This window comes from Haloechinothrix aidingensis, from assembly GCF_013450155.1.
GTDB classification, from domain to species: Bacteria; Actinomycetota; Actinomycetes; order Mycobacteriales; family Pseudonocardiaceae; genus Haloechinothrix; species Haloechinothrix aidingensis.
Genome location: NZ_JACCKD010000003.1, coordinates 244,392 through 266,553 on the forward strand (window position 1 = coordinate 244,392; position 22,162 = coordinate 266,553).

Below are 22,162 nucleotides of genomic sequence, written 5' to 3' on the forward strand. Positions count from 1 at the left end.
TCAGAATAGCTCGCGTGCTCCGGGCCGGCCGAGCGTGCGTGTCGTGGGTTACTCGCCGGCACGGTGTCGGCGGGCGGTCTCCTCGACGAGGTCCAGCACAGGTTCCACGTCATCGGCGGGGAAGCCCATGGCCAGGTGTGAGACAAGTCCCTCGAGTACCAGCTCGAGGAACGAGGTGAGCACGTCCACATCCACGTCGTCGCGCAGCTTCCCAGCCTCGCGCTGGCGCAGCAGCCGGTCCCTGGTCGCGACAGTGATCTTCCGGGACCGCTCGGCCCAACGCGCGCGGAACTCGGGGTCGGTGCGTAGCCGCCGGGAGACCTCGAGGCGTGTACCGAGCCAGTCGGGCGGGTGTGCGCTGTCCCCGGCGAGCAGGTCGCGCATGACCTGGACGAGCCCTTGGCGGGCGACGACATCGGCCATGCGGGCCGCGTCGTCCTCGGCGAGGGCGAGGAACAACGACTCCTTGTCCTTGAAGTGATGAAAGATCGCCCCGCGCGAGAGGCCGATGGTGTCCTCGAGCCGGCGCACGGTGGCGGCCTCGTAGCCGTATCGCGCGAAACACACCCGCGCGCCGTCGAGTATCTGTCGACGGCGCGCGTCGAGATGATCCTGACTCACCCGTGGCACCCTGTGATCCTGTCACCGGTGCGGCCGTTCGTGCAATCCGTACGTACGTACTGTGATGTCCCTCCACCCGTCAGGAGGACGCGCTGAAGGGCGCTTTCGGTCCATTACACGGACCGAAAGCGCCCTTCAGCCTAGGGGATCGCGAGGGCGCCGGAGCCGTGGGCCTCGGCCTCGACGCTCTGGGCGCGGTTGCGGTCGGCGAGCGCGATTCCGGAGTCACGCGGCGGGATCCGTGCCGAGTCCCAGTCAGCGAGGAGCAAGGCGACCTTGGACTGCATCTCCGAACGCAGCCGCAGGAACGAGTCCGCGGGCTCCGCGCCCACCTCGCCGAGCAGCAGCCACCATGCCCACGCCGCGGCACCCGCGTTGGCGATGAAGTCCGGGATCACCGGTACGCCACGCGCGGTCAGCACGGCCTCCGCCTCCGGGGTGGTTGCCGCGTTCGCGGCCTCCACCACCACCTTCGCGCGGACCGCACCGACGTTGGCCTCGGTGATCGCGTACGAGATCGCGGCGGGCACGAGGATGTCGGCCTCGACGGAGGTGATCGCGTCCCGGGGCAGCTGCCGCACGTCGGCGGGGAGCCGGTCGCGGTCGATCTCGCCGTAGCCGTCCCGGAGCTCGAGGAGCATCTGGACGTCCAGGCCCTCCGGGTCGTACAGCGTTCCCCGCGCGTCGGCGACGGCCACGACCGGCACGCCTGCCTCGTGCAGGTACCAGGCGGCGCCGCCGCCCATGGTGCCCACCCCCTGCACGGCGACCGTCGTGGCCTCCTCGGTCCAGCCCCAGGCGCTCGCGATGCCGAGGCAGGCCTGTGCGACGCCGTACCCGCCGATCACATCGCCGAGGACGTGGCCCCCGGGAACGGGCGTGTGCAGGCCCGCCCGCACCCGTTGGAGGGTGCGTTGCGGGTCGGGTGCGCGCCTGATCGCGGCGTGGTAGGTCTGGTCCAGTCCGAGCGAGGCGAACACGTCGTCGATGAGGTCCTGCGGCACTCCGAGGTCCTCCGCGGTGACCCAGTGGTCGTCCAGCCAGGGCCGCATGGCCGTGCAGAACCGCTCGAGCACCCCACGCGCCGCAGGGTCCTTGGGGTCGCAGTCGATGCCGCCCTTGGCGCCGCCGATGGGCAGGTTGAACGCCGCGGTCTTGGCGTCCATTCCCCTCGCCAGATCGGCCACCTCGGAGGCGGTGCAGCCTGCCCGCATCCGGGTTCCTCCGGTGGTCAGACCGGAGACCAAGCTGTGCACGACCAGGTAGCCACGCTTTCCCGTGACCGGGTCGGTCCAGGTGACTTGCACCATGGGGTCGCGTGTCGTCATCGGTCCACCACCTCCAGACATACGCACAGGTCACGGGTCGGGCCTGTCGTGGTCGGATCGTCTCGCGCGGCGATCGCGAGACCAGCCGCGTGCCCGTGAGGTAGTTGGCTGGCCGGCGAGGACGTCGTGATGACTGAGGCGGTTCGATCCGTGCGACGAGCATGGGCCCCGTTGCTACTTTCAGCATGCGTGCGCCAACGCCTGCGCGTCTAGTTACGGATCGTGGACTGGTCTGTTTATGGTTCGTTCATGGACCTGTCGCTACACCGGTTGAGGATGCTGCGGGAGCTACACCGCAGGGGGACCGTGACGGCCGCGGCGTCGTCGTTGCACTACACGGCCTCGGCCGTGTCGCAGCAGCTCGCGCAGCTGGAGCGCGATGTCGGCGCGCGGTTGTTCGAACGGATCGGTAGGCGGGTACAGCTGACCGAGCTCGGTACGTTGCTTGCCGAGCACGCCGAGGAGATCCTCGGCGCCGTCGAACGGGCCAGCATGGCGCTCGAGGAGGCACAGGAAGCGACGGCGGTCCGGCTGACCACGGGTGTATTCGCGACAGTCGCGGCAGGACTGTTGCCGAAGGCGATGGACACACTGGCCGGCCGGCATCCGGGGATCCAGCTGAGAACCAGGCAACTGGCACCGGAAGCCACCGCGCTCGCGGTGCGGGACGGCGAGCTCGACCTCGCTTTCGTGATCGACTACGCCGACGCACCGATGCCGTGGGACTCCAGCCTGCTCGGCTCGCAGATCGCGGTAGAGCGGCTGCACGTCGCCGCTCCCGCAGGAACGTTGGGGTCGGGCCCGGTGGACCTCGCGGACCTGGCAGACCAGCCGTGGATTCTCTCGGGACCCAAGAGCCACTTCGGTACCGCCGTGCGCGCGGCGTGCCTGCGCAACGGGTTCGACCTGCGGATCACCCACGAGGTGGAGGAGCAGTCGACAGCGATGTCCATGGTGGCCGCCGGGCTCGGCGTCACGCTGGTCTCCGACCTGGGGTTGCAGCTGCGGCCGCCGGGCATGGATGCCCTTGCGCTGACCGCGCCGATCACTCGAACGGTGTCGATTGTGTACCGGAGCACCGCGCTACGGAGGCCGGCGCTGAACCTGATCATCGACGTGGTGCGCTCCACGGCTGCCGAGATCGGCCTGTCGGCGGTCGGGCGGTAGTGTGCCTGCGGAGCGAGCGGGGAGAGCACAAAAACGTGGGCCCTGCCGAGAAGATCTCGGCAGGGCCCACGCGGGTCGGGATGAGGCTGGCTCAGCCCGTGACCGGGAGCTCGGTCTCGGTCGGGGTCGGCTTCGGGGCCGTCGGCTTGCCGTCGCCGTCACCGTCACCGGCGCCGTCATCGCCGTCGCCGTCACCGTCACCCGGCTTGTCGCCGTTGTCACCGTCGCCGTTGCCGTCGTCGCCGTCGTCACCGTCGCCGTTGTCACCGTCGTCGGCGGGGCCGCCGCAGGTGGCGGAGCTCAGCACGATCTTGTGCCCGGCGAGGTCGGTCAGCTCCTGAGGCAGGTCGTCACCGTTCAGGACCTCGATGACGACACCCTGCACGACGTGCCGGCCGTCGTCGTCGGTGAACTGCTTGTTGAACGTGACGTTCAGCAGCGGGTCGGCCGGGATCTCGGTGTTGGGGTCGGGAGCGAAGCTCTCGTCGAACTCCTCGCCGCCGAACGAACCGCCGAGCCCGACGATCTCGGTCGAACGGTCCTCACCGTCGCACTGCACGTTGATGACCCGGGCGCTGAGGCTGCCCAGCTCTTCCGAGCCCAGGTCGACACCGGCCGTCTTGGCGCTTGCGGAGTTGTCCCCGGCAGTGGCCTTCAGCACGTCGATGTTGCCGAAGTCCTGCAGGTCGACGTTGGCCAGCTCCTTGCTGTCCTCCACACCGTCGTCGGAGACCGCGTGCGGGGTCTTGTCGATGTTGAGGGCGCCGCCGACGGCCTCGACGCCGAACGCCTCCGAGGTGCCGGTCTGGGCGTGCCCGGTGACCGAACCAAGCACGAGTGCGGTGACGGCGGTCGCGGCGCCCACGGCGCTAGCGCCGGCACCGGCCATTGCTCGTCTTCTCATATCTCGTTGGGTCCCTTTCTGTACTATTGCTGATCCACGAGGACAGGAGTCCCTAGTGGTACCTCGGTCAGCCGCTCCAGCGCGTGCTGCGGTACGCGGATGCAGCCGTGGCTGGTCGCGGTGCCGAGGACGTCCTCGGTCGGCCAGGTGTGGATGGCCACGGTGCCCGGCCCACCGCCGAAGTCGTCCAGCGTGTCGCTGTGCGACCCCAGCGGAAGAATCACTTCCGAGAAGGGCTGGTTGGCGTCGGTGAACGATCCCATCAGGTAGGTACGCCCCGTCGGAGTGGGGGTGTCCTCCTTGCCGATGCCGATTTCCCAGGACTCGACCTGCTCACCTTCGAAGCGCAGGTTCATTTCCATGGACCCCAGGTGCACCTCGATGACGTACGGGGTGTACGCCTCCTCGAGGTCATCCGTGGGCAGCCAGCCGGTGGACAGGTTGGGTCGTGACGGCATCAGTACCTGGACCCACCCGTCCTGCTCATCGATGACGGTCAACCAGGTGTCCCCGAGCTGCTCGGGCTCCATCCGCGCGATCGGCTCACCGTCCGGGGCGTCGTGCACCGGGGTGGTAACCGTCGGGTGGACGATCGTGCCGTCCGTCTCGCCTTGCGGGTCCGGATCCTCGGGAGCGCCCTCGATCGTGGCGTGCGTATCGGCGACCGGCAGATTCTCCAACGAGGTCGGATCCACCTCCACCGGTTCGTTCGCCGCTTGTGGCTGACCGGCCTCGTCGGACCCCGACAGCCACATGACTCCGGCCAGCACCAGTGCTACCGCCAGTACCCCGGCGACCACCGAGACCAGCAGCATGGGCAGGCGTGACCGGCCTGAAGAACCTGAAACACCCTCATCCGACACAGTTGACTTCCCAATGATGTGGACGCACGCGGAAATTCCGGTGCTTGTCTGGTTTACCTACTTACGTCCCCGAGCTGCCGATGAACCTAGCACGTTCGGGAGTGGACAACTGCGAGGGATCCACCTTGTACGCACCGTGATGGTCGCGTGCCCGTAGCGGGTCCGTTGTCGATGATCATGAGCTGCGAAAACGCTGTCACGGCGGCACCTCGCGGCGACGTAGCGTGAACCCGGTACAGCGCCGCGCGGCGTGTCGGGGCCGCATCCGGGCCCCCTCGGGCCGGCCCGCCGGATGGTGCCTGACCGGCGAACTTCACTCGACAGAGTGATGAGATGGCGGTGAACTCGCGGGATACCGTGCGGTAATCGGGACCGCGGCCCGGCCAGCACCGCCACGGTTCCGGTTCGTGGCGGTGTTTCCGAACGCGATTCGCTTCCTCGGGGTCGATCCGGGTACTGCGCGCGCTTCGGAACGGTGCGCGGTACGGCGGGCACCGGAGCGCGCGCATACCCTCGGCCGGGCATGACGGAATGGCCCGGCCGGTGAACCGGCCGGGCCATCGCGACGTGCGGACGTCAGCCCGTGGAGGTCAGCCCGTTACGGGAAGCTGGGTCTCGACAGGAGTCGGCTTCGGAGCCATGGGCTCCTCGGGCTCATCCTGCGCCGTGCCGCACGTGGCGGAGGCCAGCACGACCTCGAACTCGCCTTCGGCGAGCTCGACGGCCATTGCCTGTGTGGTGAAGCCGTCGTCGTCGCTGAACTGCTTGTTGAATGTGATGTTCACCAGCGGGTCGAGCGGGATCTCCGTATTGGCGTCCGGGCCGGGGATCTCGATCTCCTGTCCGAGCAGCCGCAGATTGGCGATCTCGAAGGTGCCGGAGTCGCCCTCGCAGGCGACCGTGATCAGATCGGCCGACAGCAGGGCGGGAGTACCGCCCTCGGCAACGTCACACAACTGCTGCGAGCTGAGCTGCTCGGTCAGCGGATCGAGCTCCCCGGGAAGTTCCCCGCTGAGATCTTGCGTCGGATCCTCCGCGCAGAGCTGGGTGACTCCGCTCTCGACGGGATCCAGCAGCGGCTGAAGCGCTTCCTCGAGCTCGGGTGGCAGCCCGCCCGATGGCACGATCTCGACGTTGGCAAGCTCCACCGAGGCGTGGCCGTCTCCCGCGGTGACCGTCGCGGCCCGCAGATCCAGCAGCGGGTTGTCCGGCAGCTCCGCGAGTGTGTCGGACTGCTCGGTCCCGTCGGTGGATTGCACGTGCGGTTGCGGTGGGTCGATCACGCCGGTGATGAAGGCGCCGTAGGCCTCGGAGGGGGACGGCGATGCGTGCCCGGACACCGCCCCGATCAACAGTGCGGTTGCGGCGGTGAGAGAACCGACCGTGGCTCCCATTCCGGCGAGTGCTCGTCGTTTCATGTATCGCGTGCCTTTCTTCGTTATTGCTGATCCACGAGGACGAGCGTCCCCAGTGGTACCTCCGTGAGTCGGTCGAGCGCGTCCCGCGGTACGCGGATGCAGCCGTGGCTGGTCGCGGTGCCGAGGACGTCCTCGGTCGGCCAGGTGTGAATGGCCACGGTGCCCGGCCCACCGCCGAAGTCGTCCAGCGTGTCGCTGTGCGACCCCAGCGGAAGGATGACCGGGGAGAACTGCTGCTCGGCGTCGGTGAACGAACCGAGCAGGAAGGTGCGGCCCGCGGGCGTCGGTGTGTCCGCCTTGCCGATACCGATGGGCCAGGAGCCGATCTCGTCGCCCCGAAAGAGCAGGCGCAGCGTCATGGACTCCAGATGCACGCGGATCGTGTACGGGGTGAAGGCGCGCTCGAGGTCCTCGCCGCGCAGCCACCCGGTGGACCCGTTCGGCCTGGACGGAAGCAGCACGCGTACCCAGCCGTCGCGCTCGTCGATGACCGGTAACCACGTGTCGCTGATCTGTGTGGGCGTCATCCTGGCGATCGCCTCGCCGCCCGGCTCGGCGTGCACCGGGGTCGGTCGCAGGGGGTGCACGATGATCCCGTCGGTGCCCTGCCGGGGAGCCGGGTCCACGGGAGCGCCCTCGACGGTGGTGTGCGTAGTGGAGTCGACCAGCTCGACGGTGTCGGTTCCGGTCTCCGACTGCCCGGACCGCCCCGGCTGCCCGGCCCGGCCGTCCTGCTCGCCCTGCTGGGCGCGCCCAGGGTGCTCGGCGCCGTCGGACGACCCGATCATCCACATCAACCCGGCGAGCACGACCAGCACGGCGAGCACACCCGCGGCAGCCGACAGCACGGCTGTCGGCCACGTGCGCGCGCCCGCGGCAGCGGAAGTGTGTCGTCCAGTCACGTGGCGGCCTTGCTGTACGAGGTCAGGGTGAAGGGGAGCGATCACGATCGCTCGAATTACGAGTTATATCTACCCTGATCGGATTAACGTTACAGCGGAAGCCGGGTGACGGGCCTGGTCCTCTCGCCGTCGCTTCGTTAGCGACTCGAAATCCCTGTGCCATCGAGCGGGCTGTGACGTGGCGAGGCGGGTGCCGGACCGGCGTCAGCCGACGAGGCTGCGCACGAGCAGCGCGAGAGCGCTGGCGGTGGCGATGAGCAGGACGGCGGGCCGCATCCAGCCCGCGTCGAGGAACCGGCGGAGCGGGTTGGACAGCACGAACCCGGTGAGCATGAACGGCAGCAGCGTGCCTGCCTGGAGGACCGGGTCGGAGTGGACCTGGCCGCCGAGCGCCAGCCCCCCGATGGACAGCAGCGATCCGCACACGAAGTAGACCGCCATCGTCGAGCGGATGGTGGCTCCGTTCTCATGCTGGTACAGCAAGGCGATGGGGGGTCCGCCGATGGTGGCGGCGGTCCCGAACGTACCGCCTGCCACACCACCGAGTACGAGTGCGCGCGGCGTCGGCCGCGGGTGCCACGTCGTGACCGACAGCAGCACGCAGACCAGTACGGACAGGCCCACGACGACGGAGAACGGGCGGGGCGCCAGCGAGGCGACGATGAGCACGCCGAGTGCCACTCCGGGAACCCGCCCCGCGATGGCCCAGCCGACCCCGGACCAGTCGGTGTGCCGGTGCTCGCGCGCGACGGCCAGCACCGCGTGCACCGTGCTGACCAGCAGCAACGGCACGGGCACCAGGCTGGGGTCGACCAGCGCCAGTACGGGCGCGGCCAGCAGGTTCATCCCGTAGCCGGCCGCGCCCTGTACGACGGCGCCGAGGAACAGCGCCAGCCCTGCGACGAGCAGGGCCTGTGTCACGACTGCAGCATGTTCCGCAGCACGTACTGCAGGATGCCGCCGTTGCGGTAGTAGTCGGCCTCGCCCGGGGTGTCGATGCGGACGTCGGCGTCGAACCGCACCGTGGAGCCGTCCTCGCGGGTGGCTGTGACCCGCACAGTCTCCGGGGTGCTCCCGTCGTTCAGCGCGGTGATCCCGCTGATGTCGAAGGTCTCCGTGCCGTCGATGCCCAGCGAGTCCGCCGACTGCCCGCTCGGGAACTGCAGCGGGATGACGCCCATGCCGATCAGGTTCGAGCGGTGGATCCGCTCGAACGACTCGGCGATGACCGCCCGGACCCCGAGCAGCCGGGTGCCCTTGGCTGCCCAGTCCCGCGACGAGCCCGAGCCGTACTCCTTGCCGCCGAGCACGACCAGCGGGATGTCCTGCTGGGCGTAGTTCTGCGCGGCGTCGAAGATGAACGACTGCGGCCCGCCCGGCTGGGTGAAGTCGCGGGTGTAGCCACCCTGGACGTCATCGAGCAGCAGGTTGCGCAGCCGGATGTTGGCGAAGGTCCCGCGGATCATCACCTCGTGGTTGCCCCTGCGGGAACCGTAGGAGTTGAAGTCCTTGCGCTCGACGCCCTGCGCCGCCAGGTACTGGCCGGCGGGGGAGTCCAGCTTGATCGCGCCTGCGGGGGAGATGTGGTCGGTGGTCACCGAGTCACCGAGCTTGGCGAGTACCCGCGCCCCGCTGATGTCGGTCACCGGTGCGGGCTCGAGCCGCATGCCGTCGAAGTACGGGGGCTTGCGCACGTATGTGGAGTCGGCATCCCACTCGAAGGTCTTGCCGGTCGGGGTGGGCAGGGACTTCCACCGCTGCCCGCCGTCGAACACGTCGGCGTAGTCCTGGGTGAACATGTCCTTGGTGATCGAGGAGTCGATCGTCCGCTGGATCTCGGCCGGGGTCGGCCAGATGTCGGCGAGGTAGACCTGCTGACCGTCCTTGCCGACACCGAGGGGCTGGTTGTCGAAGTCGAAGTCCATCGTCCCGGCAAGGGCGTAGGCGATGACCAGGGGAGGCGACGCGAGGTAGTTCATCTTCACGTCGGGGTTGATGCGGCCTTCGAAGTTCCGGTTGCCGGACAGGACGGACACCGCTGCCAGGTCGTTGTCCGCGATCGCCTCGGAGATCTCCTGCGGCAGCGGTCCCGAGTTGCCGATGCACGTCGTGCAGCCGTAGCCGACCAGGTGGAAGCCCAGCTTCTCCAGGTACGGCCACAGGCCCGCGCGCTCGTAGTAGTTGGTGACCACCTGCGATCCGGGTGCCATCGACGTCTTGACCCACGGCTTGGACTCCAGACCCTTCTCAACGGCGTTGCGGGCCAGCAGGGCCGCGCCGAGCATCACAGACGGGTTGGAGGTGTTGGTGCACGAGGTGATGGAGGCGATGACCACGGCCCCGTGGTCGAGCTCGAACTCGCCGCGCTCGCTCGAGTTGACCGTGACCGGCTTGGACGGCCTGCCGTTCGAGCCCGCCGCCGCGGACCGCGCGGGACTGCGGTCCTCGGTGCCGAACGACAGCGAGGGTGCGTCGCTTGCGGGGAAGGACTCCTCGTCGACCTCGTCCAGGTTCGTGTGCGGCACCGACTCGTCGTGGGTGACGTAGTCGCGCAGCGACTGCCGGAACGACGGCCGCGCGGCGGACAGCGCGACCCTGTCCTGCGGCCGCTTGGGGCCCGCTATCGACGGTACGACGGTGGACAGGTCGAGCTCGAGGTACTCGGAGTAGACCGGCTCCCTCGCCGGGTCGTGCCACAGGCCTTGCTCCTTGGCATACGCCTCGACCAGGTCGAGCTGCTCCTGCGAACGCCCGGTCAGCGTGAGGTAGCGCAGTGTCTCCTCGTCGATCGGGAAGATCGCGGCCGTGGAGCCGAACTCGGGGCTCATGTTGCCGATGGTGGCGCGGTTGGCCAGCGGCACCGCACCGACACTCTCGCCGTAGAACTCGACGAACTTGCCGACGACGCCGTGTTCACGCAGCATCTCGGTGATGGTCAGCACCACGTCCGTGGCGGTGACGCCCGGCTGGAGGTCGCCGGAGAGCTTGAAGCCGACCACGCGGGGGATGAGCATGGACACCGGCTGGCCGAGCATGGCCGCCTCGGCCTCGATACCTCCGACGCCCCAGCCGAGGACGCCGAGGCCGTTGACCATGGTGGTGTGCGAGTCGGTGCCGACGCAGGTGTCCGGGTAGGCCTGACCGTTGCGCGCCATGACCGAGCGGGCCAGGTACTCGATGTTGACCTGGTGCACGATCCCTGTGCCGGGCGGGACGACCTTGAACTCGTCGAACGCGTTCTGGCCCCAGCGCAGGAACTGGTAGCGCTCCTTGTTGCGCTCGTACTCGATCTCGACATTGCGCTCGAAGGCATCCGAGCTGCCGAACACGTCGATGATCACGGAATGGTCGATGACCATCTCGGCAGGCGCCAGCGGGTTGACCTTGTCGGGGTCGCCGCCGAGGTCGGTGACGGCCTCACGCATGGTGGCAAGGTCGACGACGCAGGGCACGCCGGTGAAGTCCTGCATGATGACCCGGCCGGGGGTGAACTGGATCTCCGTCGACGGTTCCGCTTTCGGGTCCCAGCCGGCCAGCGCGGAGATCTGGTCGGCGGTGATGTTCTTCCCGTCCTCGGTACGGAGCAGGTTCTCCAGGAGGATCTTCAGGCTGTAGGGGAGACGCTCGGAGCCGGCGACGGAGTCGAGGCGGAACACCTCGTAGGATTCGTCTCCTACCCGGAGCGTGGAGCGGGAGCCAAAGCTGTCCTTACTTGCGGGTGCAGTCACGTCTGTCTCCATCGAGGTCGACACAGTTCGGGCTTGTATCGGGCTTGTCGGTACAGCGGTGCGGGGAGGTTGTCCGTTGCCGGGAGCCCGGGCAGCGGCCGGCTAACGGCCGGGTGGTGGCCACGGGAAAGCACAGCAGTCGGCCCGCGACAGTAAACCGTACGCCTGTCCTTTTTATAGATCAAGCGTACCCCGTCCCCTGCCCGGCGTGGCGCCGGGATGGGGCGGGCCGGGTAGCGGACGGGCAGTCACCCTCCCCCGAAGGGGAGCGCGGAACCGTTTCCCGTTTGTCGGGTTCGACCACCGGCATGGCGTTCCGGGGCATTTCCGTGTCTTTCCGTGTCTATTCGACTTCCGGATCGACTTTCAGGACGTCTTCCCGCGGCCGGCGCAGGAATGGCCGTCCATGCCCAACCCGATCGGGTGAGATTCATATCGCTTGGTCGCGGGGCAGCGGCGCGGAAATGAGCTACTCACCTGTGGTTAAGGTGACACATGAGGTGTGTGCGTATTCGTGTTGTGCGAATGTGTACGAGTGGTAGCTGGTATTGGATTGTCGCCTGTGGCAAAGTTTTATTGCTGAGGTTGACAGCTCCGCGGAACCGTCGGATTCGCGTAGGTGAAACCGCGTCCGACGGGTGCGGGCGGGCCCGCTTCAGGAGGTGGAGTTCGTGCTGGTGGCGAAACGGCCAAGGGGAGAGTGCGGCCGGACCGTGCGAGGCATGGTCGCCGCCGCGGCGACCGCGCTCGTGGTGGCTGTCGGGGTGCCTGCGACGGCGGGCGCCGTTCCGCCCCCACCGCCGAATCCCAGCGACAGCGAACTCGAGCAGAGCAGGGAACAGGAGCGGGAGCGCGCGGGCGAGGTCGGTGAGCTGACCAACGAGCTGGCCGAGGCCGAGGATCGCCTCGCGCGGGCTCGTGCCGAGGTGGCCAGGAAGGAGGAGCTGGTCAACAAGGCACAGGTCGACCTGGCCTCGGCGGAGGAGGCCGCCGCGGAGGCCGAACGCGAGGCCGAACGGGCACAGCGGGACTCCGACCGTGCCGCCGAGGACCTGGAAGCCGCGCGGCAGCGCGCGGACGAGTTCATCTCCGGCAGCTACCAGCAAGGCAGCACGGTGGGGTCGGTGACGGCCTATGTCGGTTCGAGCAGCCGCGAGGAGCTGCTCGCCAGGGAACAGCTGCTCGGCGCCATGGGGGACAGCGAGGGCGATGCCCTCGAGGGCGTGCGCGCCGCACGGGTGGAGAAGTCCAACGCCGATGCCGCGGCCAGGGAGGCCGCCGAGATCGCCGAGCAGCGGCAACGGGAGGCCGAAGAAGCCGCGCAGGCGGCCGAGTCGGCCTATCAGGATGCCGTCGAGGCGCGGAGCTCGCGGGCGGAGCGCACCGAGCGGCTGGAGGCCGAACGCGACGAGGTCGCCGAGAAACTCTACGCGGCGCAGTCCCGCGTGTCGGATCTGGAAGGGCAGCGGCAGCGCTACGAGGAATGGCGCGAGGAGAAGCGCCGCGAGGAGGAGAAGCAGGCCCAGCAGGCCGCGCTTGCCGCGGCCGAGAGCTCCGGATCGAATGGCGGCCAGGCGCAGCAGGCACAGTCGTCCAACGTCTCGATCGAGACCGTGATCCAGCGCGCCAAGTCACAGCTCGGCGTGCCCTACGCCTGGGGTGGCGGGAACACCCAGGGGCCGACGCGCGGCGTCCGGGACGGCGGGGTCGCCGACGCGCACGGCGACTACAAGAAGATCGGTTTCGACTGCTCGGGCCTGATGGTGTACGCCTTCGCGCCGCACCGCACGCTCGCGAAGTACAGCGGGTACCAGTACGACGAGGGCCGGAAGGTGCCACTGTCCCAGAAGCGACGCGGTGACCTGCTGTTCTGGGGGACACAGGGGATCCATCACGTGGCGATGTACCTGGGCAACGGTCAGATGATCGAGGCGCCCCAGTCGGGAGGGCACGTGCGGATCGTTCCGGTGCGCTACGGCGACATCCTGCCGTATGCCACCCGCGTCATCGAGTAACCGGCCGCGGCACGAAACGGTCCTCCCTGCCCCCTTCACAACGGTCATACCGCGCATGTAGCAGGGTATGTGGTGGCGCGCGGGTCTCGTGCGAGCGAGGCCGGTGCGCCGCGCCATGAGCCGCCTGCGCAGGTACGTACCGAGGGAGGAACTGTGAGCGAGCCCGGCGACGCCGGCAACCGGGGAGACGGCGAGGTTCGGCACGACGACGCTCGTGCCGACCGCGCGGAGCCTGCTTCCGGTACCGCGGACGCGGTGGAGTCGACGCCCGCGCGCGATGCCCAGCTGCTCGAACAGACGGTGTTCGAGGTCAAACGGGTGATCGTGGGCCAGGACAGGCTCGTGGAGCGGATGCTGGTCGGCCTGCTCGCCAAGGGGCACCTGCTGCTCGAGGGCGTGCCCGGGGTGGCCAAGACGCTGGCCGTGGAGACGTTCGCGCGCGTGGTCGGCGGGTCGTTCTCCCGCGTGCAGTTCACCCCCGACCTGGTGCCCGCGGACATCATCGGTACCCGCATCTACCGGCAGGGCCAGGAGCAGTTCGACGTCGAGCTCGGGCCGGTGGTCGCCAACTTCGTGCTCGCCGACGAGGTCAACCGCGCGCCCGCGAAGGTGCAGTCGGCGATGCTCGAGACGATGGCCGAGCAGCACGTCTCGATCGGCGGGTCGACGTACCCGATGCCCGAGCCGTTCCTGGTGCTGGCCACGCAGAACCCCATCGAGAACGAGGGCGTGTACCCGTTGCCGGAGGCCCAGCGGGACCGCTTCCTGTTCAAGATCGTCGTCGACTACCCCTCGGCGGAGGAGGAGCGCGAGATCGTCTACCGGATGGGCGTGGAACCACCCGAACCGCATCAGGTACTCACCCCCGACGAGCTCAAGCGGTTGCAGGGGGTCGCATCGCACGTGTTCGTCCATCACGCCCTTGTGGACTACGTCATCCGGCTGGTTCTCGCGACGCGGACACCCCGTGAACACGGCCTGTCCGATGTGTCCGGCTGGGTCTCCTACGGGGCGTCGCCGCGCGCGAGCCTGGGGATCATCGCCTCGGCCCGTGCGCTGGCCCTGGTGCGCGGGCGTGACTACGTGCTCCCGCAGGACGTGGTGGACGTCGCGCCGGACGTGCTGCGCCATCGACTGGTGCTGTCCTACGACGCGCTCGCCGATGGCGTTCCTGTCGACCACATCGTGAACAGGGTGTTGCAGACCGTGCCACTGCCGCAGGTCTCCGCACGGCCACACGCCGGTAGCGGGCAGCCGATGTCGGCTGGTGTGTCCGGATAGGCCGGATAGTCGATGGCATCCACTCAGGACGGCGCAGGAGGCGAGCGCACCGCGTGGGCTCCGCCGGTGCTGCGCGGGGATCGGCTCGAGTCGGGCCTGCGCACCCTGGAACTGGAGGTCCGGCAACGCCTGGACGGTCTGCTGCAGGGCAACCACCTGGGCCTGGTACCGGGTCCGGGGTCGGAACCGGGCGAGGCACGGCCGTACCAACCGGGCGATGATGTCCGGCGGATGGACTGGGCGGTGACCGCGCGTACCGCGCACCCGCACATCAGGGACACCATCGCGGACCGGGAGCTGGAGACGTGGGTCGCTGCGGATCTGTCTCCGAGCCTCGACTTCGGCACGGCGGTCTGCGAGAAGCGCGACCTCGTGGTGTGCGCGACCGCCGCCATCGGCCACTTGACGCACGGGGGCGGCAACAGGATCGGCGCGTTGCTGTCCAACGGTGCTACGACGAAGCGGATGCCGGCGCGTGGCGGCCGCGCGCACGCGCGTGCGCTGGTGCGTTCGGTGGCCGAGATGCCGCGCGCGGATGTGGGAACGCGCGGTGATCTGGCCGCCATGGTCGAGCAACTCCGGCGACCGCCGCGACGCAGGGGACTGGTGGTGGTCGTGTCCGACTTCCTCGGTGCGACCGACTGGGAGCGCCCGCTCCGGGCCCTGTCGGCGCGCCACGACCTCATCGCGATCGAGGTGCTGGACCCGCGGGACGTCGAGCTGCCGGACGTCGGGACGGTGGTGCTGTCCGATCCCGAGACGGGCAAGCAACGCGATGTGCATGCCTCCGCCCGGCTACGCAAGGAGTTCGCGGCCGCCGCGCAGGCTCATCGCGACGAGGTCGCGAGCGCGCTGCGCCGTGCCGGAGCGGGCCACCTCGTGCTCCGGACCGACTCGGACTGGATCGCGGACACGGTGCGGTTCGTTGTGGCACGCAAGCGTCTGTGGTCTGGGGGAACGGGATGAGCGTCTCCGGGTTCGCCGCGCCGTGGTGGTTCCTGCTGCTGATCGTGCTCGCGGCGGTCGCCGTGGGGTACGTCCTCGTACAGCGCTCCCGGCGCAGGCGGACGTTGCGGTTCGCCAATCTCGAGCTGCTCAACAGGATCGCGCCGAGTTCGCCGGGCTGGGTCCGGCACGTACCCGCAGTGCTGGTGCTGGTGTCGTTGATGCTACTGACGTTCGGCCTGGCGGGCCCGACCGCGGAGCAGAAGGTGCCGCGCGATCGCGCGACCGTGATCCTGGCGATCGACGTGTCGCTGTCGATGGAGGCAACCGACATCGAGCCGACGAGGTTGGACGCGGCCAAGGATGCTGCGCTGACGTTCCTCGAGGAGATCCCCGACGGGGTGAACCTGGGGATCGTGTCGTTCGCGGGTACGGCCAGCGTCCTGGTCTCGCCGACCACCCAGCGGGAGAGCGCGCGCAACGCCATCGAGAGCCTGTCGTTGGCCCGGTCGACCGCCACCGGAGAGGGGATCTTCGCCTCGCTGCAAGCCATCGAGGGGTTCTCCGCGGTCGTGGGCGGCGCCGAGGGGCCGCCGCCGGCGAAGGTCGTGCTGATGGCCGACGGCAAGCAGACGGTGCCGACTCAGGATCCTACCGACCCACGTGGGGCCTACACCGCCGCACGCGCGGCGAAGGAAGCGGACGTGCCGATCTCGACGATCTCGTTCGGGACCGAGCGCGGATCCGTGGAGATCGAGGGGCGGGATATCCCCGTCCCTGTCGACGACGTCGCCATGGACGAGATCGCCCGCATCACGGGCGGGGACTTCCACAAGGCCGCGACGGCCGAGCAGATCAAGGACGTCTACGAGGACCTGGGCGAGCAGATCGGTTACGAGATCGAGGAGTCCGATGCCAGCCGCCCGTGGATGGCGCTCGGCGCGATCATGCTGATCGTGGCCGCGGGCTCGTCCCTGTTCCTCGGCCAGCGGCTGCCCTGACCGGCACGCATGATGGGCAGTTACGGCGCGGTGGATGTGGCTACGCGGTCCGCGCACCGGTCGCGTGGCGGCTACGGGCTCGACGTGTAGCGCAGCAGGGAGCGTGCCCTACTCTTGAGGGCCATGACGGCCGGAGACGACGAGCGCCTGCGCGCTACGGGAGAGCCAGCCCCGCCCCCGCGCCTGCCACCCCGCTCGGTGGACACCAGCGTCATGCTGTGGGCGGTCGCGGCAGGTCTCGCGCTGGTGAGCGTCCTGCTCGCGCTGGTGCTGCTGGACGAGTTGACGGCACGGGGCGCCGGGCAGGTAGGGGCGTCGACTCCCGCGGGTGCCGAGTCGATCGCGCGGACGGCGACGGTGTTCGGCATCGCGCTGCGACTCGGGCTGGCCTGCGCGCTGGCCGTGCTGGCGTTCGCGATGCGCGGCGGAGCGAACCGGGTACGGATCGCCGTGGCCACCGTGGGGGCCCTGTGGGTGGTCGGTGCCCTGTTGAGCCTGGACGATGCGCTGGCTGTCGGTGGGCTGGGCGTGCTGATGGGGCTGCTCCGGGTGTGCTCGGCCGGGGCGATGGTCGCGGCGACAGTGGTGATGTTCCGCGCTCCTGCCAACGCGTACTTCGCGAGTCGTTCCGGCTGAGCCGGGAGGCGTGCGTCGGGCGGTCACGGCCGCGCCGCGCCTGCGAACGCGTGCTGGCGCCAGGCCTCGTAGACCGTGACGGCCGCGGAGTTGGCGAGGTTGAGTGAGCGGCTGCGCGGCATCATCGGCAGTCGCAGCCGGTCGGTCACCCACGGCGCGTGCGCGACCTCCTCGGGCAGCCCGACCGACTCCGGCCCGAACAGCAGCATGTCGTCGGTGCGGTACGTGATGTCGGTGTAGTCCCGGGTGGCCGCGGTGGTGAAGGCGTAGACGCGGCCGGGCGCGAGTGCCTCGCGCGCCGCGTCGATGTCCGGATGGACGTGCACGTTCGCGAGCTCGTGGTAGTCCAGGCCCGCGCGCCTGAGGTGACTGGCCTCCAGCGAGAACCCGAGTGGCTCGATCAGGTGTAGCTCCGCACCCGTATTGGCGGCGAGCCGGATGGCGTTGCCGGTGTTGGGTGGGATCTCCGGGTGGTAGAACACGAGTCGGAACACGATGGCTGGCTCCACGGTCGCGCGGTGGTGCTGGGCTGCCCTGATGGGCTGCCCTGATGGGCTGATCCTCGCATGCGCCGGCCCCGAGTGGCATGGCACATGCCACTCGGGGCGACCGACTGAGCGGTAACTCGATAGCCTCGTGCGCGACGATGGTTCCGTGAACGGATGAGGAGACAAGCACGTGGCACGTTCGGTTCTCGTTACCGGCGGCAATCGCGGCATCGGGCTGGCGATCGCGCGCGACCTGGCAGCACGGGGGGACAAGGTCGCCGTGACGCACCGTGGCTCGGGCGCACCGGACGATCTGCTCGGGGTGCAGGCCGATATCACCGATGCCGAGCAGGTCGACGCCGCGTTCTCCGAGGTCGAGAAACACCAGGGAGCTGTCGAGGTCCTCGTGTCCAATGCCGGCATCACCGATGACACGTTGCTGATGCGCATGGAAGAGGATCAGTTCACCCAGGTCGTCGATGCGAACCTCGCAGGGGCGTACCGGGTGGCCAAGCGTGCCGCCCGCGGGATGCTGCGCGCGAAATGGGGGCGGATGGTGTTCATCTCCTCGGTCGTCGGCCTGACCGGCGGCGCGGGCCAGGTCAACTACGCGGCGAGCAAGGCCGGGCTCGTCGGGATGGCACGCTCGATCACCCGGGAGCTGGGATCGCGTAACATCACGGCGAACGTGGTCGCGCCGGGGTTCGTGGTCACCGACATGACGGACGCGCTGAGTGAGGAGCAACGCGCTGCCGCGCTGGACCGGATCCCAGCGGGGCGTTACGCGGAGCCGGGCGAGGTGGCGAGTGCGGTGAACTTCCTCGCATCCGACGAGGCCGCCTACATCAACGGGGCGGTGCTTCCCGTCGATGGTGGTCTCGGTATGGGCCACTGACCGCGCGTACCGACACACCGACCATTCCACCGATCGTCCGAACTGGAGGAAGCGTGCCAGGACTTCTCGACGGCAAGCGACTGCTGATCACCGGGGTGATCACCGACGCATCGATCGCGTACCACGTGGCCCAGGTGGCGCAAGAGCAGGGCGCACAGGTCGTGCTGACCGGGTTCGGTCGAATGTCCCTGGTGGAGCGGGTGGCCAAGCGGCTGCCGGAGCCGGCGCCGGTGGTCGAGCTGGACGTGCAGAACCAGGAGCACCTGGACAGTCTCGCCGAACGGGTGGGCGAGCACGTCGACGGTCTGGACGGGGTGTTGCACTCGATCGGGTTCGCCCCACCGTCCTGCCTGGGAGCCCCGTTCACCGAGGCGCCGTGGTCGGATGTGGCCACCGCGATGGAGGTCTCGGCGTACTCGTTCGCCTCACTGGCCGTCGCGGCCCGGCCGCTCCTGTCCGAGGGGGCGTCGATCGTGGGAATGGACTTCGACGCGCGCGTCGCCTGGCCCGCGTACAACTGGATGGGGGTGTCCAAGGCCACGCTGGAGGCCGTGAACCGGTACCTGGCGCGCGACCTCGGCGAGCACGGTATCCGGGTGAACCTGGTCTCGGCGGGGCCGGTCAAGACCATGGCCGCCCGCTCGATCCCCGGATTCGAGGAGCTGGAGAACGGCTGGGACGGACGCGCTCCGCTGGGGTGGGACACGACCGACCCCACACCGGTGGCCAAGTCGGTCTGCGCGGTGCTGTCCGACTGGCTTCCGGCCACGACCGGTTCGATGATCATGGCCGATGGTGGGGTGCACGCGACCGGGCAGTGAGCCCGCGCCAGGTAGCCGGAGAGAACGAGGGACACGAGCGCGGTGAGCTACGACGCGATGCTGTGGCTGTCGTTCGGTGGGCCGGAAGGGCCGCAGGACGTCATGCCGTTCCTGGAGAACGTCACGCGCGGCAGGGGAGTGCCGCGCGAGCGCCTTGCCGAGGTCGCCGAGCACTACCACCATTTCGGTGGGGTGTCGCCGATCAACGAGCTCAACCGCAAGGCCATTGCCGCGGTGGAGGCCGAGCTTCGCGCGCAAGGCGTCGACCTGCCCGTCTACTTCGGCAATCGCAACTGGACGCCGTACGTCGAGGACGCGGTGCGCCGGATGGCCGTTGACGGGGTCGGTCGAGCGCTGGTTTTCCCCACGAGCGCATACGGCGGTTACTCGGCGTGCCGCCAGTACGACGAGGACATCGCTCGTGCACGTGAGGCGATGGAGGGCGGGGCTCCCGAGCTCGTCAAGCTCCGGCACTTCTTCGACCACCCCCTGTTCGTGGAGTGCTTCGCCGATGCCGTGCGGGTCGCGTGGATGCGGCTGCCGGAGCACGAGCGCGGCGCGGCGCGACTGGTGTTCACGGCGCACTCCATTCCGGACTCCGCCGACCGGGCTGCCGGGCCACCGCAGGACGGTGGCCGCCTGTACTCGCGGCAGGTCGCCGAGGCCGCGCGGTTGGTCGCGCAGCAGTGCGGTGTGGCCGACTACGACGTGGTATGGCAGTCCCGCTCGGGACCGGCCCATGTGCCGTGGTTGGAGCCGGACATCGTCGACCACATCGACACCCTGCACGGCGCGGGAGCCACCGCGGTCGTGGTGTGTCCGGTCGGGTTCGTGTCCGACCACCTCGAGGTGGAGTGGGACCTGGACAACGAGGCCGCCGAGCGCGCGGGCGAGCTCGGTATGGCGTTCGCGCGGGCGTTGACCCCGAGCGGGGACGCGCGGTTCGCGCGGCTCGTGGTCGAGCTGGTACGGGAGCATCTCGGCGGCGCGCCCGCGCGGAAGCTCTCCGACTTCCCGCCAGCAGGCTGCACACTCAACGGCGCGCCCTGCGCGTCCGGGTGCTGCGAGCCGGCAGGCGCGCCGTAGTCAGCCTTCGCCGCCGCCGGTCATGAACCAGGCCGCGGCGGCCCGCATGAGGCACTCGTAGCGCTCCTCGGCATCGATGGCCCCTTCGTACCCGACGAGCTCGAGGCTGACCGCGCCGTGCGAGGCCGCCCACAGCACCCTGGCGATGTGCATGGGATCGGCCGGGGCGAACACCCCGGCACGAATGCACTCCTCGACCGCGTCGGCCAGCGCGTGCAGCGGCCGGAGGCTCGCGGCATAGGCCTGTGCCGATGGCTCGAAGCCGGGAATCGCCCGCTGGAACATGACGGCGTAGTAGGCGCGGTTGCTCAACGCGTTGGCGCGGTAGGCCTGCCCCATGCCGGTGAGCCTGGCGAGCGGGTCGGGTTCGCGCACACCCCGCACGGCACGGTCGAGCCGGTCGAAACCTTCCAGCCACAGCTGCTCGGCGATGCCGGACTTGCCGCCGAAGATCGTGTACAGCACCGTGGTCGAGCACCCCAGCTCGGCCGCGATACGCCGCATGGTCAGCGCGCCGGGCCCGTCCCGTTCCAGGAGCTCGCTCGCGGTGTCGAGCGCGGCGGTGCGCCGGGCCGCGTGCCCGTGCGCCCTGGCTGTGGCGTACGGGGTGGAGCCCGGTGCCGGTTCGGAGTCCATGGAACCTCATCCCGCTGTACAGTAACGATGTTCTATTACAGTAACAATGTTACTGTAGATCGGTGTCGCGGTGCACGGGGCCACCGCCCGAGCGAGTCAGGAGAACCATCATGTCCACATCGTCACGCAGGCTCGCGGCGATCCTGCTGATCGTCCTGCCGACTGTGGTGTTCGGCGGCGCCAGCATCCTCCGGTTGCTGATCGACGACCCCGCCTACGCGGCCAACCCCGTACGGCAGGACCTGTGGCGCGCCGGCCACGCGCATGCCGGCATCCTGCTCCTGCTGTCGCTGGTCGTGCTGCGGTACGTGGACGAGACCACGCTGGGACGCCGTGCCCGCTGGTTCGCCATGCACGCCGCGCCCATCTCGGCGATCCTGCTGCCTGCCGGGTTCTTCCTGTCCGTGCTCTCCCCGGAGGCGACCGAGCCGAACGCGTTGATCAACCTGGCCTACCTCGGGGCGGTCGTGCTGACGGCGGGCCTGCTGACCGTGGGCATCGGCCTGCTGCGCACACCAGCGGCCGTGGCATCCGTGCCATCCCGGTGACGGGAGCAGGGCACGCGCCCGCGCGGCCGCTATCGCCGGCGGTCGGCGTAGCCCGCGAACAGCCGCACCGCCTCGGACACCGCGGCGCACCTGGCTTCGCGTACGGCTGCCGCGAGCGGGCGCAGGGCCTCGGAGCGCCTGCGGGCGGCGCTCGCCGAGTGGGCGCCGCCGGGCTCGTCGTCCGTCGCGGCCGCGAGGATCGTGTCCACCTCATCCGCGCGCTGCAGGACACGGAGTGCCTGCGCGGGCATGTCGTCCGGCCACGGCGGTTGCGGGGAGGCCGCGAGGCGCCGGCGTACGGAGTCGTGCGCGCCGGGATGTGCGCGGGCGACGTCGAGGGCGTCGAGCTCGTCGGCGCTCGAGCGAACCGCGTCACGCAGCTCACGCTCGACCTCGGAGATCCCGGAGGTGATGCTGTCACCGCAGCCTGCTGCGGTGTGCGCCGTCCACGTCAGCGAACCGTCATCGGCCTGCTCGGGCACCAGGCCGATGCCGACCTCGTCGAAGACCACGGCTTCGCCGCGAGCCAGAGCCGCCCGCGAGAACGGGCCCGGACCGCCCAGGCCACGAACATCGCCCGCCTCCGGCAGCAGGAGTGCGGCGCGGGTGAGTCCGTGCCTGCGCAGGGCGGCGAGCAGCTGCGCGGGCGCGACACCCTCTGCCGAACCGACCGCCGGCCCAGCCGCCTGCCCGGCGGCGAGGTCGAACGTCTCGGCGGCTCCGTCGTCGGCGGCCAGCACCCTGTGCCGCTGCGTCCAGTACAGCAGCGCGTCGAGCACATCGTCGGAGGCGGCGCGCTGGGTGAGCCACGCCGACGACCAGACCGCGAGTGTTGCAGATGGACAGCACACGACCGTCAAGGATACGGGACCGGCCGCG

21 protein-coding genes are annotated in these 22,162 nt (G+C 69.5%); 10 read left to right on the forward strand and 11 right to left on the reverse strand.

Annotated features, from left to right (window positions below):
* Positions 1-48 precede the first annotated feature (48 nt).
* Together H0B56_RS09485 and H0B56_RS09490 are read right to left on the reverse strand one after the other, a co-directional pair.
* Positions 49-630: a TetR family transcriptional regulator gene (locus tag H0B56_RS09485; RefSeq protein ID WP_180892614.1), complete on the reverse strand. Its 582-nt coding sequence runs from the start codon at positions 628-630 to the stop codon at positions 49-51.
* Positions 631-761: 131 nt separating this feature from the next.
* Positions 762-1,949, reverse strand: a complete 1,188-nt coding sequence (locus H0B56_RS09490) for a Glu/Leu/Phe/Val family dehydrogenase (protein WP_180892615.1) — start codon at positions 1,947-1,949, stop codon at positions 762-764.
* Between the two features lie 249 nt (positions 1,950-2,198).
* On the opposite strand from H0B56_RS09490, the gene H0B56_RS09495 reads away from it, so the two are divergent.
* The gene (locus H0B56_RS09495) at positions 2,199-3,116 is read left to right on the forward strand and encodes a LysR family transcriptional regulator (protein ID WP_180892616.1); all 918 of its coding nucleotides are present in this window, start codon (positions 2,199-2,201) and stop codon (positions 3,114-3,116) included.
* 91 nt (positions 3,117-3,207) lie between these two features.
* Here H0B56_RS09495 and H0B56_RS09500 read toward each other — a convergent pair whose 3' ends face one another.
* From H0B56_RS09500 to H0B56_RS09525, 6 genes are all read right to left on the reverse strand, one after another.
* Positions 3,208-4,020 carry a choice-of-anchor P family protein gene (locus H0B56_RS09500; RefSeq protein WP_180892617.1) on the reverse strand — a complete coding sequence of 271 codons (813 nt, stop codon included), beginning with the start codon at positions 4,018-4,020 and terminating at the stop codon, positions 3,208-3,210.
* 23 nt (positions 4,021-4,043) lie between these two features.
* Positions 4,044-4,835 carry a L,D-transpeptidase gene (locus tag H0B56_RS09505; RefSeq protein ID WP_180892618.1) on the reverse strand — a complete coding sequence of 264 codons (792 nt, stop codon included), beginning with the start codon at positions 4,833-4,835 and terminating at the stop codon, positions 4,044-4,046.
* A 638-nt stretch (positions 4,836-5,473) separates the two neighbouring features.
* A complete protein-coding gene (locus tag H0B56_RS09510; protein ID WP_180892619.1) occupies positions 5,474-6,301 on the reverse strand; it encodes a choice-of-anchor P family protein in 828 nt (275 codons plus the stop codon).
* Positions 6,302-6,321: 20 nt separating this feature from the next.
* Positions 6,322-7,203, reverse strand: a complete 882-nt coding sequence (locus tag H0B56_RS23450; RefSeq protein ID WP_219632546.1) for a L,D-transpeptidase — start codon at positions 7,201-7,203, stop codon at positions 6,322-6,324.
* A gap of 204 nt (positions 7,204-7,407) precedes the next feature.
* On the reverse strand, positions 7,408-8,124 hold the full coding sequence (locus H0B56_RS09520; protein ID WP_180892620.1) for a TSUP family transporter: 717 nt from the start codon (positions 8,122-8,124) through the stop codon (positions 7,408-7,410).
* Positions 8,121-10,931: an aconitate hydratase gene (locus tag H0B56_RS09525; RefSeq protein WP_343063824.1), complete on the reverse strand. Its 2,811-nt coding sequence runs from the start codon at positions 10,929-10,931 to the stop codon at positions 8,121-8,123. Before H0B56_RS09525 ends, H0B56_RS09520 begins: the two co-directional genes overlap by 4 nt.
* A 671-nt stretch (positions 10,932-11,602) precedes the next feature.
* Between H0B56_RS09525 and H0B56_RS09530 the strand changes: the two genes are divergently transcribed.
* The 5 genes from H0B56_RS09530 to H0B56_RS09550 all read left to right on the forward strand — a co-directional run bounded on the left by H0B56_RS09530 (position 11,603) and on the right by H0B56_RS09550 (position 16,809).
* Positions 11,603-12,946, forward strand: coding sequence for an NlpC/P60 family protein (locus H0B56_RS09530; protein WP_343063825.1), 1,344 nt, complete (start codon positions 11,603-11,605; stop codon positions 12,944-12,946).
* Between the two features lie 255 nt (positions 12,947-13,201).
* Positions 13,202-14,227, forward strand: a complete 1,026-nt coding sequence (locus tag H0B56_RS09535; protein WP_180892942.1) for an AAA family ATPase — start codon at positions 13,202-13,204, stop codon at positions 14,225-14,227.
* A gap of 12 nt (positions 14,228-14,239) precedes the next feature.
* The gene (locus H0B56_RS09540) at positions 14,240-15,193 is read left to right on the forward strand and encodes a DUF58 domain-containing protein (protein ID WP_180892622.1); all 954 of its coding nucleotides are present in this window, start codon (positions 14,240-14,242) and stop codon (positions 15,191-15,193) included.
* Positions 15,190-16,173 (forward strand): VWA domain-containing protein, encoded by a 984-nt coding sequence (locus H0B56_RS09545; RefSeq protein ID WP_180892623.1) that lies wholly within the window; start codon positions 15,190-15,192, stop codon positions 16,171-16,173. The genes H0B56_RS09540 and H0B56_RS09545 overlap by 4 nt, the downstream gene beginning before the upstream one ends.
* Positions 16,174-16,296: 123 nt before the next feature.
* A complete protein-coding gene (locus tag H0B56_RS09550; protein ID WP_180892624.1) occupies positions 16,297-16,809 on the forward strand; it encodes a hypothetical protein in 513 nt (170 codons plus the stop codon).
* A 23-nt stretch (positions 16,810-16,832) separates the two neighbouring features.
* On the opposite strand, the gene H0B56_RS09555 is transcribed toward H0B56_RS09550, so the two are convergent.
* Positions 16,833-17,303, reverse strand: coding sequence for a TrmH family RNA methyltransferase (locus H0B56_RS09555; protein WP_180892625.1), 471 nt, complete (start codon positions 17,301-17,303; stop codon positions 16,833-16,835).
* 184 nt (positions 17,304-17,487) lie between these two features.
* Between H0B56_RS09555 and fabG the strand changes: the two genes are divergently transcribed.
* The 3 genes from fabG to H0B56_RS09570 are packed head-to-tail and all read left to right on the forward strand — an operon-like array spanning position 17,488 to position 20,099.
* Positions 17,488-18,192, forward strand: coding sequence for a 3-oxoacyl-ACP reductase FabG (gene fabG / locus H0B56_RS09560; RefSeq protein WP_180892626.1), 705 nt, complete (start codon positions 17,488-17,490; stop codon positions 18,190-18,192).
* A 53-nt stretch (positions 18,193-18,245) separates the two neighbouring features.
* Entirely contained in the window at positions 18,246-19,013 is a 768-nt protein-coding gene (gene fabI / locus H0B56_RS09565) for an enoyl-ACP reductase FabI (protein ID WP_180892627.1), read from the forward strand.
* Between the two features lie 42 nt (positions 19,014-19,055).
* Complete coding sequence (locus H0B56_RS09570; protein ID WP_180892628.1) at positions 19,056-20,099, forward strand: ferrochelatase; 1,044 nt, start codon at positions 19,056-19,058, stop codon at positions 20,097-20,099.
* On the opposite strand, the gene H0B56_RS09575 is transcribed toward H0B56_RS09570, so the two are convergent.
* Positions 20,100-20,735 (reverse strand): TetR/AcrR family transcriptional regulator, encoded by a 636-nt coding sequence (locus tag H0B56_RS09575; protein ID WP_180892629.1) that lies wholly within the window; start codon positions 20,733-20,735, stop codon positions 20,100-20,102.
* A 110-nt stretch (positions 20,736-20,845) separates the two neighbouring features.
* On the opposite strand from H0B56_RS09575, the gene H0B56_RS09580 reads away from it, so the two are divergent.
* Positions 20,846-21,283 carry a hypothetical protein gene (locus H0B56_RS09580; protein WP_180892630.1) on the forward strand — a complete coding sequence of 146 codons (438 nt, stop codon included), beginning with the start codon at positions 20,846-20,848 and terminating at the stop codon, positions 21,281-21,283.
* 29 nt (positions 21,284-21,312) lie between these two features.
* On the opposite strand, the gene H0B56_RS09585 is transcribed toward H0B56_RS09580, so the two are convergent.
* Positions 21,313-22,134 carry a hypothetical protein gene (locus H0B56_RS09585; protein ID WP_180892631.1) on the reverse strand — a complete coding sequence of 274 codons (822 nt, stop codon included), beginning with the start codon at positions 22,132-22,134 and terminating at the stop codon, positions 21,313-21,315.
* Positions 22,135-22,162 lie beyond the last annotated feature (28 nt).

What these genes read in the sequence shown, in the direction of transcription:
- H0B56_RS09500 (WP_180892617.1), bottom strand. Translation starts at nt 4,020, where the DNA reads ATGAGAAGACGAGCAATGGCCGGTGCCGGCGCTAGCGCCGTGGGCGCC.
- H0B56_RS09495 (WP_180892616.1), top strand. Translation starts at nt 2,199, where the DNA reads ATGGACCTGTCGCTACACCGGTTGAGGATGCTGCGGGAGCTACACCGC.
- H0B56_RS09575 (WP_180892629.1), bottom strand. Translation starts at nt 20,735, where the DNA reads ATGGACTCCGAACCGGCACCGGGCTCCACCCCGTACGCCACAGCCAGG.
- H0B56_RS09550 (WP_180892624.1), top strand. Translation starts at nt 16,297, where the DNA reads ATGACGGCCGGAGACGACGAGCGCCTGCGCGCTACGGGAGAGCCAGCC.
- H0B56_RS09580 (WP_180892630.1), top strand. Translation starts at nt 20,846, where the DNA reads ATGTCCACATCGTCACGCAGGCTCGCGGCGATCCTGCTGATCGTCCTG.
- H0B56_RS09540 (WP_180892622.1), top strand. Translation starts at nt 14,240, where the DNA reads ATGGCATCCACTCAGGACGGCGCAGGAGGCGAGCGCACCGCGTGGGCT.
- H0B56_RS09490 (WP_180892615.1), bottom strand. Translation starts at nt 1,949, where the DNA reads ATGACGACACGCGACCCCATGGTGCAAGTCACCTGGACCGACCCGGTC.
- H0B56_RS09505 (WP_180892618.1), bottom strand. Translation starts at nt 4,835, where the DNA reads ATGCTGCTGGTCTCGGTGGTCGCCGGGGTACTGGCGGTAGCACTGGTG.
- H0B56_RS09510 (WP_180892619.1), bottom strand. Translation starts at nt 6,301, where the DNA reads ATGAAACGACGAGCACTCGCCGGAATGGGAGCCACGGTCGGTTCTCTC.
- H0B56_RS09545 (WP_180892623.1), top strand. Translation starts at nt 15,190, where the DNA reads ATGAGCGTCTCCGGGTTCGCCGCGCCGTGGTGGTTCCTGCTGCTGATC.